10 protein-coding genes and 1 pseudogene are annotated in these 14,242 nt (G+C 35.1%); 5 read left to right on the forward strand and 6 right to left on the reverse strand.

Translation table 11 applies throughout. The annotated features are described in order from the left end of the window. Positions 1 to 9 precede the first annotated feature (9 nt). Together acnA and secB are read right to left on the reverse strand one after the other, a co-directional pair. Positions 10 to 2,595, reverse strand: coding sequence for an aconitate hydratase AcnA (acnA, locus tag NL281_RS04720; protein ID WP_253303017.1), 2,586 nt, complete (start codon positions 2,593 to 2,595; stop codon positions 10 to 12). 14 nt (positions 2,596 to 2,609) lie between these two features. Next, entirely contained in the window at positions 2,610 to 3,113 is a 504-nt protein-coding gene (gene secB, locus NL281_RS04725; RefSeq protein WP_006279761.1) for a protein-export chaperone SecB, read from the reverse strand. A 164-nt stretch (positions 3,114 to 3,277) separates the two neighbouring features. On the opposite strand from secB, the gene NL281_RS04730 reads away from it, so the two are divergent. From NL281_RS04730 to gyrB, 4 genes are all read left to right on the forward strand, one after another. After that, positions 3,278 to 3,928 carry a Tim44/TimA family putative adaptor protein gene (locus tag NL281_RS04730; protein WP_010962367.1) on the forward strand — a complete coding sequence of 217 codons (651 nt, stop codon included), beginning with the start codon at positions 3,278 to 3,280 and terminating at the stop codon, positions 3,926 to 3,928. Between the two features lie 17 nt (positions 3,929 to 3,945). Continuing rightward, entirely contained in the window at positions 3,946 to 4,641 is a 696-nt protein-coding gene (gene dnaQ / locus NL281_RS04735) for a DNA polymerase III subunit epsilon (protein WP_065094937.1), read from the forward strand. 44 nt (positions 4,642 to 4,685) lie between these two features. Further along, positions 4,686 to 5,294 (forward strand): SCO family protein, encoded by a 609-nt coding sequence (locus NL281_RS04740; protein ID WP_010962368.1) that lies wholly within the window; start codon positions 4,686 to 4,688, stop codon positions 5,292 to 5,294. Between the two features lie 473 nt (positions 5,295 to 5,767). Then, a complete protein-coding gene (gene gyrB / locus NL281_RS04745; protein ID WP_253303018.1) occupies positions 5,768 to 8,155 on the forward strand; it encodes a DNA topoisomerase (ATP-hydrolyzing) subunit B in 2,388 nt (795 codons plus the stop codon). A gap of 156 nt (positions 8,156 to 8,311) precedes the next feature. Here gyrB and NL281_RS04750 read toward each other — a convergent pair whose 3' ends face one another. After that, positions 8,312 to 9,268 carry an IS5 family transposase gene (locus tag NL281_RS04750; RefSeq protein WP_253303019.1) on the reverse strand — a complete coding sequence of 319 codons (957 nt, stop codon included), beginning with the start codon at positions 9,266 to 9,268 and terminating at the stop codon, positions 8,312 to 8,314. 1,008 nt (positions 9,269 to 10,276) lie between these two features. Between NL281_RS04750 and NL281_RS09240 the strand changes: the two are divergent. Continuing rightward, a pseudogene (locus NL281_RS09240) lies at positions 10,277 to 11,371 on the forward strand (IS3 family transposase). A 186-nt stretch (positions 11,372 to 11,557) separates the two neighbouring features. Here NL281_RS09240 and ispG read toward each other — a convergent pair. From ispG to NL281_RS04775, 3 genes are all read right to left on the reverse strand, one after another. Next, a complete protein-coding gene (ispG, locus tag NL281_RS04765; protein WP_253303020.1) occupies positions 11,558 to 12,838 on the reverse strand; it encodes a flavodoxin-dependent (E)-4-hydroxy-3-methylbut-2-enyl-diphosphate synthase in 1,281 nt (426 codons plus the stop codon). A gap of 25 nt (positions 12,839 to 12,863) precedes the next feature. Then, positions 12,864 to 13,484: a TRP75-related protein gene (locus NL281_RS04770; protein ID WP_070356736.1), complete on the reverse strand. Its 621-nt coding sequence runs from the start codon at positions 13,482 to 13,484 to the stop codon at positions 12,864 to 12,866. A gap of 197 nt (positions 13,485 to 13,681) precedes the next feature. Continuing rightward, positions 13,682 to 14,218, reverse strand: a complete 537-nt coding sequence (locus tag NL281_RS04775) for a hypothetical protein (protein WP_253303021.1) — start codon at positions 14,216 to 14,218, stop codon at positions 13,682 to 13,684. Between the last annotated feature and the right edge of the window lie 24 nt (positions 14,219 to 14,242).

Raw genomic sequence — 14,242 nt, forward strand, 5'->3', positions numbered from 1 at the left:
TTCACTAAATCAAAAAGATTGTGCAAGTATGTAGCTCAACACTCCACCACACATCAAGTATTTAGTCTCAGTTGCGGTTTGTACACAGCATTTGAGTTGAATTGATTGCCTTGAATTATTCTTTCTTTTGATGATACATTCTAGATTTCCACTCGGCACTATTTCACCTTTTATGCTTATTACCTCGCTACCATCAAATATCTTTCTGGTTATTCCATTTTGAAATACAAGTGGAAGAACACCCATACCAACTAAGTTGGACCTATGTATACGCTCAAAGCTTTCTGCAATTACAACTTTAATCTCCAACAATAAAGTACCCTTTGCTGCCCAATCCCTACTTGAACCTGTGCCATACTCCTTTCCTGCCACAATGATGAGAGCTTCCTTGTAACGCATTGCTGCATCAAAAATCGACATAGTTTCTTGAGAAGGAATATATTTTGTATAGCCGCCTTCGATGCTTACCATTTCATTTTTTATTCTAATGTTAGCAAAAGTCCCACGCATCATTACATTGTGGTTACCACGACGAGACCCATACGAATTAAAGTCCTGTGGCTCAATTCCAAGATTTTTTAAATATATACCTGCAGGACTACTTGAGGCAATATTTCCAGCAGGGGAAATATGATCAGTAGTTACGCTATCGCCAAACATTGCCAATATTTGTGCACCTTTTATATCGATTTTATTATTTTTAGGTGATAAATTATCAAAATAGGGCGGATCTTGTATGTAAGTGCTGTTTGCATCCCAATTATAGATTTCACTTTTTTCACACTTTATCTTTCGCCAATGTTCATCACCAGAAAAAACATCCTTATACTTTTGTATGAACATCTCACGTGTTACCACACTTTTAACGCAATCTTCGATTTCATTGTTTGTTGGCCATATATCTTTGAGATAGACATCATTTCCATTCTTATCTTTGCATATTGAATATTTTGTCAAATCAGTTTGCACAGTACCAGCAAGTGCATATGCAACAACAAGTGGCGGAGATGCCAAGTAATTAGCTTTGACTAACGGATGAATTCTTCCTTCAAAGTTACGATTGCCAGATAAAACTGCAGCAACGGTTAAGTTTTTGTTTTTAATGCCATCTTCTATATCTTTATTAAGTGGACCAGAATTCCCAATGCAAGTTGTGCAACCATATCCAACTAGATTAAAACCCAAAGCATTTAGATCTACCTGCAATCCAGACTTTTCTAAATATTCTGTTACAACTTGTGACCCTGGAGCAAGAGAAGTTTTAACCCAAGGCTTTGATTTTAATCCAAGTTTAATTGCATTACGAGCTACAAGACCTGCAGCAATCATCACACTTGGATTAGAAGTATTAGTGCAGCTTGTTATTGCTGCAATAACTACACTTCCATCTTGGAGTTTATCGCTTTCCTTTGACTCATTAACTGAAAATGATTTAGAAAAAGACTCTGCCACTTGTGAAAGAAAAACCTTATCTTGTGGTCTTTTGGGACCAGCCATTACTGGCTTCACGCTTGATAAATCAAGCTCTAGTGTGTCAAAAAATGCTAATTCGTCATTGCTGCGCCACAATCCCTGCTCTTTTGAATAGACTTCAACTAATTTGATCAGCTCTTCTGGTCGCCCTGTTAAATGTAAATAATCGAGTGTTTTCTGATCAATTGGAAAAAATCCACAAGTTGCACCATACTCCGGGGCCATGTTTGCTATAGTGGCTCTATCTGCCAAAGATAAATAATCTAAACCATCACCATAAAATTCTACAAACTTACCAACAACGCCTTTTGTTCTTAGGATATTGGTAACCGTCAGCACTAAATCGGTCGCAGTTACTCCTTCCGACAATCTGCCAATTAATTTAAATCCAACTACTTCTGGAATCACCATACTAATTGGTTGACCAAGCATCACAGACTCAGCTTCTATGCCTCCAACACCCCAACCAAGAACTGATAATCCGTTAACCATTGTAGTATGGCTGTCAGTACCAACTAAAGTATCAGGATACATGACTCCATCATTATTACACACAACTTGCGCTAAATATTCAAGATTCACTTGGTGGCAAATCCCTGTGCCAGGCGGCACTACTCTAAAATTTGTGAAGGACGATTCTCCCCACTTTAAAAATTGATATCTCTCCAAATTTCTTTTTACTTCTAGCTCAACATTCTTACTGAATGCGGAAACACTTCCATAATTATCTACTTGAACAGAATGGTCAATCACAAGATCAACCGGTACAGAAGGATTTATGTTGCTCGGGTTTCCTCCATTTTTCTTAACATAGCTCCGCATTGAAGCTAGATCAACAACAGCAGGAACCCCTGTAAAATCTTGCATCAACACCCTTGCTGGTTTATAGCTAATTTCGTGATTAGTGTGTTTATTAACGCAGTCTGCTAGTACTCTTATGTCATCCAGCTTTACGTTTACTCCATCTTCATTACGCAATAAATTTTCAAGCAGCACCTTAAGTGAGCAGGGCAATTTAGTTACATCTGTCCCTAAAAATTCACTAGCACTACTTAGGCTAAAATAGTTGTATGACTTCCCGTCAATGTTTAAAGTCGTTTTTGCGTTTAAAGAATTGTTCATCCTATCACACTATATTAGTTAAAATTGGAATTACTACCGTTACTTTTTTGTTGTTGACCTTGCTGCTCATACATAGTTTCAAAATCTATAGGATCTAGCATCAGTGGGGGAAATCCACCACTACTTGTAACTCTTGCAATTATTTCTCTTGCAAAAGGAAAAAGAAAAGTAGGTCCACCAATAAACAAAGCTTGTCTTACTTCTTCCTCACTCAACTCTTTTAAATTTTCTATTGAAAAAATGCCACAATATTTCGTTTCACAAATGAAAGCTACGCCATCCTTTATGCCTTCATCTTTTACCGTTGCTTTGACTTCTATATGCAAAGTAATTTCATGGAAAGATTTTTCTTCATTCACTTCTTCTTTGTTTTTCGTCCCTTCTAATTTTGCTGAATTGATATTAACCATTACATTAATATCTGGAGCTTTACTAGAAGAAAGGAATGGCGAATTCGGATTCTCAAATGATAGATCTTTAACATATTGACCGTGAATTCTCATTTTTTGTTGTGGCATTTCTTACGTCTCCTTTAATTAAGTTGAGATATTTAATACTTTCTTATATAATATATTCATTTACAAACGAATAGCAAACCTGATTATAAGTTGATATGAAAAACATATTTTCATTAATAATTAATAATGTTCGGATACTTTATATGCCAAGGAGTTGAGTTACTATGATAGAGCTTGTAATATATGCTTTATTAGCGGCGTTCATTTTTTCACGTTTGTATAATTCTTTAGGAAGGTCAGCCAACCTCAACCTAAAAAAGCTAACTAATGTATTGGATGTAAGCCGAAGTAGAGAAGATGTAGTAGAAAACATTGAGGGTTACATTGATAGCAATGATGAAAATTCAATAAAAGTTACTTATAAACAAATATTAAAAAAAAACAAAGATTTTTCTATTTCCCACTTTATAGAAGGTTCAAGCATAGCTTTTGAATTAATAATAAAATGTTTCAATCAAGGAAATTTGTCTCAGTTAAAACCACTTCTCGATAAAGACTTATATGATAATTTTGCAGAGAAGATTAAACATCGTAAAGAGGTGCACGAGTCTATAATTGTTTCTATCGTTTCACAAAAGATTTTAGAAATAAAGCTAGTAAAAAACGCAGTGTTTATTGCAGTATATTTCCTTTCAGAGCAAATTAACTTCGTTAAGAACAATGAAGGAGATATAATATCAGGTAGTACATCCACTATTAATAAAGTTGAGGATGTATGGCAATTCAAAAAAAATGTTAATTCATCAGACCCAAGCTGGTTGCTTGTTTCTATTCACTATAAAAAGACAAGTAACGATAAGACAAATGATAAGTAAGATGAGTTTTATTTGAAATGGAAAGCAAGCTACGCGAAATAGTACTTGACACTGAAACGACAGGTCTTGACACTGAATCTGGTCATCGAATTATTGAAATAGGGTGTGTGGAATTAATTAACCGCATTCCAACAGGTAAGGTATTCCATCGGTACCTTAACCCAGAAAGAGATATACCTTATCACTCGTTTAAGATTCACGGTATTAGTGAAGAATTTTTAGAAGATAAACCATTATTTTCAGATGTTGCACTTGAATTTCTTGACTTTATATCTAATGATATTTTGGTAATTCACAACGCTGAATTCGATGTTAAGTTCCTTAACATGGAGTTAAGCAAGCTGAATGCTGGGTTAATTTCCTCAGACAGAGTGCTAGATACATTACCTCTTGCGAGGAAAAAATTCGCAGGATCACCTGCTTCTTTGAATGCATTATGTAAGCGTTTTGATATATCGCTAGAGAATAGAGAATTGCACGGAGCACTAGTTGATGCTCAATTGCTTGCAAAGGTATATGTTGAACTTACAGGAGGGTTACAAACCTTTCTGTTTGATAATGAATGCAATCAGGACAGTAACTCCACATTCGTTCAGCATAAAGTACGTAATCTAACTCCCAGAGAACATTTACCAAATAGTGAAGAAATTGATGAACATAAGAAACTGTTAGACAAAATTAACAATACACTTTGGAATAAATATATTGAATAGGTTAACCAATAAAGATACAATTCAATTTTACTGAGAGCATTCTAATGGTAAGGTTTATAAGATTATTATCTAATGTGCTAGCAGCATTAGCAGTTGTTTTTTTAGGTTATTGTTATTTCACTAAAAAAGGCATATTTGCCCCAGCAGCGATTCACAACGCAGAAGTTAAGATAGGCGGAGATTTTTCTTTAATTAATCAGGACGGACAGATCTTGCGCAGTAGTGATTTTAAAGATAAATACATGATGATTTTCTTTGGGTTTTCCTCATGCAAAAGAATTTGCCCTATGAACCTTGGAATAATTTCAGAAACACTTGCAAAGTTAGATGAGAAAACTAACAACAAGCTACAAACATTCTTCATCACAGTCGATCCTGAGCGCGATAGCACGGAAAGACTTAAAGAATTTCAGCAGCAATTTGACCACAGAATACAAATGTTAACTGGTGAAAGAGAAAAAATAGACGAAGTAATTGCAAAGTATAAAGTATATGCTAGCAAAGTTGGTGGAGAAGAAGAAATCAACCATTCTTCAATAATGTACCTTATTGGCCCTGGAGGAAAATATGTTACACACTTTGCAGCTGATTTAAATTCAGACGAAAGTCAATCTGATAAGATTTTGGCTGAGATAAGAAAATACGTAAACTGAATTATAGATTTTTCTGTTAATTAGTCGAGCATGCAACTGCATGAGCATTATGATTTGAGAGCAATCTCCATGGGAAGACACACACAACTGTACGAACGTTGTAGTTTGGGAGCAATTCCCACCAGTGGGGTGTCATCCCAGTGCCCAGACACTGGGATCCAGCTTCTATGCAACTTAATTAAAAACGTTTGTTTTAGCGTAAGACAACTACCTTTAGCTCATCAGCTCAGTTATAAGCAAAATTTCTGGATTCCAGTGTCAAGCACTGGAATGACATCATCTGTTGTGCAATTTACCTTCAAAAATGAATGTTCGTACAGTTATGGAAGACACATTGGAATGACACTATTTGCTGTCTTCAAAAATAAACATTCGTAAAGTTGTGCTTTTAATATGGGTTATCAGTTTAAAAATGTTGCTAATCAGCATATATGAATGTAATATTAATTAACATTCATAAACGAAGCAATACCATGGAAAATAGTTATAATGCCGATGCAATAAAAATCTTAAGGGGTCTTGATGCTGTAAGGAAACGTCCAGGTATGTACATTGGTGACACTGACGATGGATCTGGCTTGCACCACATGGTATATGAGGTTGTTGATAACGCAATAGATGAATCTTTAGCTGGATATTGTGATCAAATTGAAGTTAGCATAAATAAAGATGGTTCAGTATCTGTAACTGATAATGGTCGTGGCATTCCAACTGACATTCATGAAGAAGAAGGAATATCAGCAGCAGAGGTAATAATGACTCAACTCCATGCTGGTGGTAAATTTGACAGCAATACCTATAAAGTTTCTGGGGGATTACATGGTGTTGGAATCTCAGTTGTGAATGCATTATCAAGCTGGTTGGAATTAATTATTTGGCGCAATAAGAAAGAATACTTTATGCGTTTTGAAGATGGTGAGTCTATTGAACCTTTAAAGGTAGTCAACGAAAATACAAACAAAAGAGGAACTAAAGTCACGTTCATGCCATCAACAGAGACTTTTAATGGCATTAATTTCAGTTACTCAACGCTTGAAAGTCGTATAAGAGAATTAGCATTTTTAAATTCAAATATCGACATTACTTTACGTGATCTGCACAATGAACCATATACAGAATCTCATTTCAATCAGAGCAATCAATCTAAAGACAATTTTGGTACAGCAAATTTTGTGCAGTATTTAGATAAGAATAAGACACATGTAACTAAAATTGCCAGTATGAAAGGAGATGCAGAAGATCTTGGCATCAGCTTGGAAATATCGATGGAATGGAATGATTCCTACTATGAGAATATGTTGTGTTTCACTAATAATATACGGCAACGAGATGGTGGTACGCATTTGGCAGGATTTAGATCTGCACTAACTAGATGTATCAATACCTATGCAACTAATGAAGGGTTTTTAAAGAAAGCAAAAGTAAATTTAACTGGAGAGGACGTTAGAGAAGGTTTAACTTGTGTTTTATCTCTTAAGATGCCTGATCCTAAGTTTTCTTCACAAACAAAAGATAAACTAGTTAGTTCTGAAGCACGTGCAGTTGTAGAAAGTATAGTTTCTGATAAATTGAGCACAATCCTTGAAACTGATCCCAAATTGGCAGCAAGCATAGTAGAAAGAGCAATCAGGTCAGCAAAAGGAAGAGAAGCTGCAAGAAAAGCGCGCGAGCTAGTTAAAAGCAAAAACAATATTGATATTGCAACTCTGCCAGGAAAGCTTGCTGATTGTCAGGAAAAAGCTCCTGAGTTATCGGAATTATTTATAGTAGAGGGTAATTCAGCAGGTGGTACTGCAAAGCAGGGGCGTAATCGTAAAACACAAGCAGTGCTTGCCTTAAGAGGAAAAATTCTAAACGTAGAACGTGTAAGTTTAGATCGTATTTTTTCATCTGCAGAAATAGGCTCTTTAATTACTGCAATTGGTGCTGGAATAGGGAGTGAACACTTCGATATTGAAAAAGCTAGATATCATAAAATTATCATCATGACAGATGCAGATGTTGATGGTTCACATATAAGAACTTTGATTCTAACTTTCTTTTTTAGACATATGCGTGAAGTTATTGAAAAAGGTTACTTATACATAGCACAGCCACCCCTCTATAAAGTTACAAAGAATGCCAAAGACACTTATATTAAAGATGACGAAACTTTTGAAGAGTATATAATAAACTCAGCAGTTAAAAGATTAACACTAAGTGGTACAGCTACAGAATTTAACAACTTGCGCCTTATTTTGAATAAATGCGTTAGCACTTCTAATATTAGCAAAAATTATGATAGAGAAATACCACAAAATCTCTTAGAGTCATTGCTAATTTTAAGTAAAAAGAATGCTCTATCATCGGCTGATGAGATATTAAAGTATTTGAAGTTAATGTACAGCGAATACACTTGGGAAGTGGAAATAAAAGATGAAGAAAAAGAAATTCATATCTCTAAATTGTTTCAAGGATTGGCAGACAAATATATATTTGCACTTAGTATGCTTGAAGGCAAAGATATGCAAAACATATTAAGTTTGCTTGATGGTATAAGTAATTTATTTAATGGTGATTCATTTTTAAAGTCACAAGAAACTGAAATAAGAATCACTTCTCCAAGTACGCTTGCAAAAATAATAATGGACTATGGTAAAAAAGGTTTAACTCTGCAGAGATTTAAAGGTCTTGGTGAAATGAATGCTGATCAGCTATGGGATACTACGTTAAATCCTGAGGCTAGAACTTTATTAAAGGTTGAAATAAAAGATTGTGAAGAAGCTGATTCCATATTTTCAATATTAATGGGTGATATAGTTGAACCACGCCGTGATTTTATTAATAGCAATGCACTTAATGTGCATGATGTTGATATTTGAACTTTTAGCAAAATGTACGAACGTTACGGGTTTAAGCAAAGACTGTGTCATTCAAGTAGCTGATACTGGTTCCTTTATAACGGTGTCATTCCAGTGCTTGACACTGGAATGGCTTTGTTGTATCGCTCTTCGGATAGTAGGTAACGTACAATAAATTCATGAAGCTATCTCAAACTTAGCCATGCCTATTTCAGTAAATTTGTTAAGCAAATAACACTTGAGTAGCAGTTCCTTCTCACGATTAATCTCAGATTTGCTCCTAAAACTAAACCCAAATATTCGCTTCAACCTTGAGAAAAATCCTTCAATATACGATCTTTTTCCGTAATTTACTTCTTCTTTCCATCTTTTTATACCATTCTCACCATGTAATTTCATTAACTGAATAGCGGCATTTCTATCAAGCATATAATCCAATTTTGGATGCTCTGCTGCGTTGTTTTTCGGAGGAATTTTCGTTTTTATACCATATTGATTACACAGCTTATAGAGCTTTTCTCTGTCATATGCCCTATCTGCATATAGTACTTTTATGACATACTGAAAATCGACTTCTTTTAGCAAATCACAAGCTCCATAGTGATCAGAGTAGACACCGTTACTGTATTTTACAGCTATGGCTTTTTTGCTGTTTGTATTCAACATTACATGCAATTTTCTTGTCTGTTCATAGCTGCGATACTTTCTATCTTCGCTATTTTCTTTGCTATGACCAGGAGTGTTGTTGTATATACTAATTCCTGTACTGTCTATAGTAATTTCGATATCTTCCATATTATTTTTATCAATTCTGCAATCATTGATCTTAATATTGAGTTTCTTAAACCTTCTTGATGATTGTGAATAGCTGATAACTTGCAAATTTTTCCCAATTTGCTCAAGGTATCCTGCTATAAACCCAACTGTTTGCCTCAGGCCTATTCTAAATAAACAAGTTATTATGTGCACCAAAATTACAACTTTATCGCTATAAATATTGTTGCCACCTGGTATTTTTGGACCATTCTCGTACCACTTTTCTATGGCTTTGTTGATATAATGAAAAATATTTCCTCTTTTTTCTAGAAATTTGTTATATTCGCTATGGTTACTGACCCTCATTTTTTGTGGCATATTTTTTCTTTCAAGGTTAAATGGCTATTTTATAATGAATTTTGTCAGTAGCCACCAGATTTTTTCAGTTGCTATGCAACAAAGCCCACTGGAATCCAGGTTGCTCACAAGCAAACTAGCATAGAAAGTGGTTACAACGTTTTCGATGAGATTGCAGAAAGGCTGGATTCCAGTGGGCTTTGTTGCATCGCTACTTATGAAAGGCTAACTATAGTTAGGATTATAAGTAACCTATTGAAAATCTTGTTTTTTTGCAATCAATCTGATCAAATTTAAGAATAGTAATTTATTATTTACATTAATAAATTTAATTCTATTGAAAATAGCTAAAGCATTGAAATTCTTGAATTTTAGCCGGATTAGTGAGTGGTAGTGAAATTTCTTTTACTCAAATTTAGGTATTCACTGACCGTTCTTGTTATAAATACCAGAATAATAAGCTACTGATATTCTCCACCTTTTTTATCTTTAATCCATCATAGCTAGCGATGCAACAAAGCCATTCCAGTGTCAAGCACTGGAATGAAAGCAGTCCTACGTCATGCCGCGATTCATTCGCGGTATCTCTAGATCCCGCTAACAAGCAGCGGGATGACGGTTGTCAGGGTGTCATCCCACTACCTTCTCCTGTCATCCCAGTGCCTCCCTCCCCTGTCATCCAAGTAGCTTGACACTTGTATCTTTATGATGTGAGGCATTAGAGCTAAAATACCTCACAGGGAGGGTGAAGCTGATGCAACGCTAATGCCATTAAGGCCGAATCCCAGATTTTGCTTCCCTCCCATAGAGTTATAGCTCTTCTCATAATAATCCCAATAAGGTAAGAATGGATTTATGGTAGAGGGGTTTGTATGCCAGCAGCGTATAGTTACGACTTAAGGAAAAAAGCAATGGAAGCATTGGATGAAGGAGAAAGTAGAGCAACTGTTGCCAAGTGACCTTACCCAGAAAAAGTGGAGAGAAAGAAAGGAGTTTTTTCGGGTAAAATAAAATTTTGGAGGATTAGAAATGGCAAGAGAATATACGGCAGAATTCAAATTGGAAGCTGTTAAACTGGCAAATGAACAAAGAAAGGCAGGTCAAACAATTACAAAAATAGCAAAGGATTTAGGAATAAAGGGTGGTTTATTAGGAAAATGGATAAAGAAACACAACGAAAAAAAGTCGGCAGCAGATGCATTTCCAGGTAGAGGTAACATGGCTCCTTACGACAAAGAGAGGTTTGATTTACAAAGCAAGAGTAACAAGGGAAAGAGACATTTAAAAAAAAGCCCTGGCCAGTCAAAAAGAGTAAAATATTTTTTTATAAAAGAGCATAGTAACTGCTATAAAGTACAGGAATTATGTAGGATTTTCTGCTAGTGGCTACTATAAGTGGACCACAAGAAAAATAAGCAGTAGAGAATCAGCAAATAAAGAGCTACTCGCAGCTATTCAAAAAATATATCAAGTTTCTAAATGTAGATATGGAGCTCCTAAAATTCATGCTGAATTGAAGGCTTTGGGTAAAAGTTGCAACTTAAAAACAGTGCAAAGTATTATGCAGAAAAATGGTATTCAGGCTATATTGAGAAGAAAATTTAAAATTAAGAAACAACAAACGGACAGTAGAGTCGTAGCTCCCAATATATTAGACCAAAACTTTATTGTCGATCAACCAAATAAAGTATGGGATTACTTACATCAAAACCAAAGAAGGATGGCTATATTTGGCAGCAATAATTCTCACGTATGGTAGTTAATGAGTAGTGCAATAAATAAACAATTGGTTATGAACTCTTTATTAATGGCCATTAATAGGCGTAAACCTGTTAAAAATCTACTGCTGCACAGTGACCAAGGTTCACAATATACTTCGCAAGGTTATCAATATCTCTTATCCATAAAAAACATAGATGAGTTATAAAGGTTGTTGTTACGACAATTCTGTTGTGGAAAGCTTCTTCAGTTCTCTAAAAAGGGAGTTACCAATAGACACCTCTCGGCACTCTAAACAGCATATCAAAACTGCTATATTTGAATATATAGAAATTTTTTATAACAAACAACGTCACTATTAACTATTGCATTCCTGAGCATTTTGATTCATCATTCTCTTTGTGAAAAACATTCCAAACTTTCTCTCCACTTTTTCTGGGTAAGGTCAGTCAAACCTCCATTTTTTTTATATCAATTTATTACTTTTTTTTCGGTTTGACACACTTTTTTGAACATTCCCAACGAAAAAAGAAAAACAAGGTTTAATTTTCTTTTTTATTTGCGATTTATCTATTAATTAACCGTGAAAGGTTACGTGTAATGCTTCTTCACATAATTATCAATAATTGCCTTAAATTCTTCAGAGACATTATCACCTTGTAAAGTTTTGAAATATTTGCCGTTTTTGTAGACTGCTGAAACAGGTTTTTCTCCATATCCAGGTAAGCTGATTCCCAAATTTGCGTGTTTGCTTTCTCCAGGACCATTTACTATGCATCCCATAACAGCAATGTTCATATGCTCTACACCTGGATTTTTTTTCTTCCACATCGGCATATGAGTTTTTATATAGCCATTCACCTCTTCAGTTAATATACGAAAACGATCGCTACTCGTGCGCCCACAACCAGGACATGAATTAACCTGAGGGTTAAAGTGTCGCAAGCCTATAGACTGCAATATTTCCTGACACACCACCACTTCATTAGTACGCGATTCACCAGGACGTTGAGTCAAAGAAGCCCGTATTGTATCTCCAATGCCATTTTGCAATAAATAAGTAAGCCCTGCTGCGGTATTTACCACACCTTTATTGCCCATACCAGCCTCAGTTAAACCCAAATGCAGCGCATAGTTGGAAGATTTTGCAAGTGCCATATAAACTAAAATTAAATCTTGTACTTTGCTAACTTTACATGAAATGATTATTTTGTTTGAATTTAGACCAATTTCTTCAGCTTTTTTTGCACTATCAAGAGCAGACATTACAAGTGCTTTGCGCAGTATAACATCAGAAGGCCTTGAATTACTAAGCGAAGAGTTTTCATCCATCAATTTTTGCAAAAGGTATTTATCAAGACTACCCCAATTTACCCCAATTCTAACCGGAAGATCGTGCATTATTGCATACTCTATCACCCTTTCAAACTTCTCATCACGTTTGTCGCCAAAGCCTATATTGCCTGGATTGATTCTAATTTTACCCAGCATTTTGATGTTGTCTGGATAATCTTGAACTAATTTATCTAGCTCATATTGACCGCAGCCTACCAATATTTTACCGTCAAAACCTTCTTTATTTATCTCTTCTACTATATAAGGTATTGCTCTTGCTACCTCCTCTGAGTTCAAGGCAATTCGCACCAATTCTGAACCTGTACGCGCTAGTTCTATTATCTCTTTTGCATAATGTTTTGCGCTACTTTTTATATTATCAGCATCTATATGCACGCCAAGCGCCATAGATTGTACAACCACAGGATTATTTCCGCCTATCTTTACTTTTCCAACTTCTACAACATGAGTTTTGTGCCTGGAAATCTGCGATAATTCATATGTATTATCATTCAATATCAGGTCTTTATCTAGCATATTATTAATGGCCAATATTGTGATACTATTTTACTGTGTCAGCTACACTGCCAAATGAACTTGAACCATTCAAACTATAAGCATCTACGTTATCCAAATTAGCAATAGAATCATGTGAGCACGTTCTTCTTGATGGAGTTTCTTTTATAGTGACATTTATAGGAGAAACTTTCTTTTCTCGTGTTGAAGTAACTTTCTTCTCTTCTTGTTGTTCACTTTCATGCTGCTTATTTTCATACTGGAAAACTGACTCTTGATCTATAAATACAGCACCCCTTAAACGTGCGATATTAATACCATGCTGATTTATCATAGTGCTCTCTTCATCGTCGACTATGCAAGCTTCCATGTCATTTGGCTCATTATCAAGACTAGCAATTTTTTTCTCTTTTAATTTTTTGATTAGATCTTCTTTATTTATAGCTCGATCTTGTAATTTTTTTTTCTTGAGCAATTCCCTACGCTTCTCATACAGTTTATATGACTCAGCAAAATCCTCATCTGTATGAAAGTTTGCACCACCAGGGTTACCAGGAGGTATGTATCTCTTACTGAGCTTAGATTTAGCTTCAGCACTATGCACAGTAAAAAAGCTAGAAACCAAAAACATTAATATAAATAAAATTTTAGAAAAAACCCTAAGCATATGGTGCTATAGTAAACATCGTGTTTTAAAAGATAGCAATTAACAAACTTTAAGTAAACCAGAATCTTTACTAACTTTACAATACAAATATTTTTCTAAAAAGTGATATGTTTGCTATCAAAAAAACCTACGCAGACTAAGAGAAGAGTAAGGTGTTACAAGTTGCGTAACACCTTTTCAAGAAAAGTGTTATGCAGCTATATGTTTGCAACTTTTAAGTTATTCTGTAGTTTTTCAGTACCATCGGTAGTATCTACATTACTAAGTTTTGCGTCTGGCGTACCTTTAGATAAGTCGTTTTTCTTCTCTTTATCAAGCTTAACTCCCTGATAGATACAGAATGCAACAAAACTAGTTATTGCTATTGCGGCAACAGCACTGACTATGATACAAATTGCCATTATTTTTTGTTGATCTGCTACTGCCTCTGCAAGTGTTTCCACTTTTTCTTGCAGGCCGTTTAAGTGCTCTTGCATAGCTTGAAACTGCTTAGTACCAATCTTGTCTTCTAATGCACTAAAAACTTTTTCAAACTGCTCAACATCTATCTTTTGAGCTTCTTGCCATTCTTTTAATGCACTAAATACCTCTTCAAACTGTTTAGCATCTATCTTTTGAGCTTCTTGCCATTCTTTTAATGCACCAAAAACTTTTTCAAACTGCTCAGCATCGATTTTTTGACTTTCTTGCAATTCTGTTACACCTAACCAATTGCACAAAATTCCTTTTACCATTTTAACCCCCTAGTTAATTAATAT

This window comes from Wolbachia endosymbiont of Phyllotreta cruciferae, from assembly GCF_918697765.1.
Classification (GTDB): domain Bacteria; phylum Pseudomonadota; class Alphaproteobacteria; order Rickettsiales; family Anaplasmataceae; genus Wolbachia; species Wolbachia pipientis.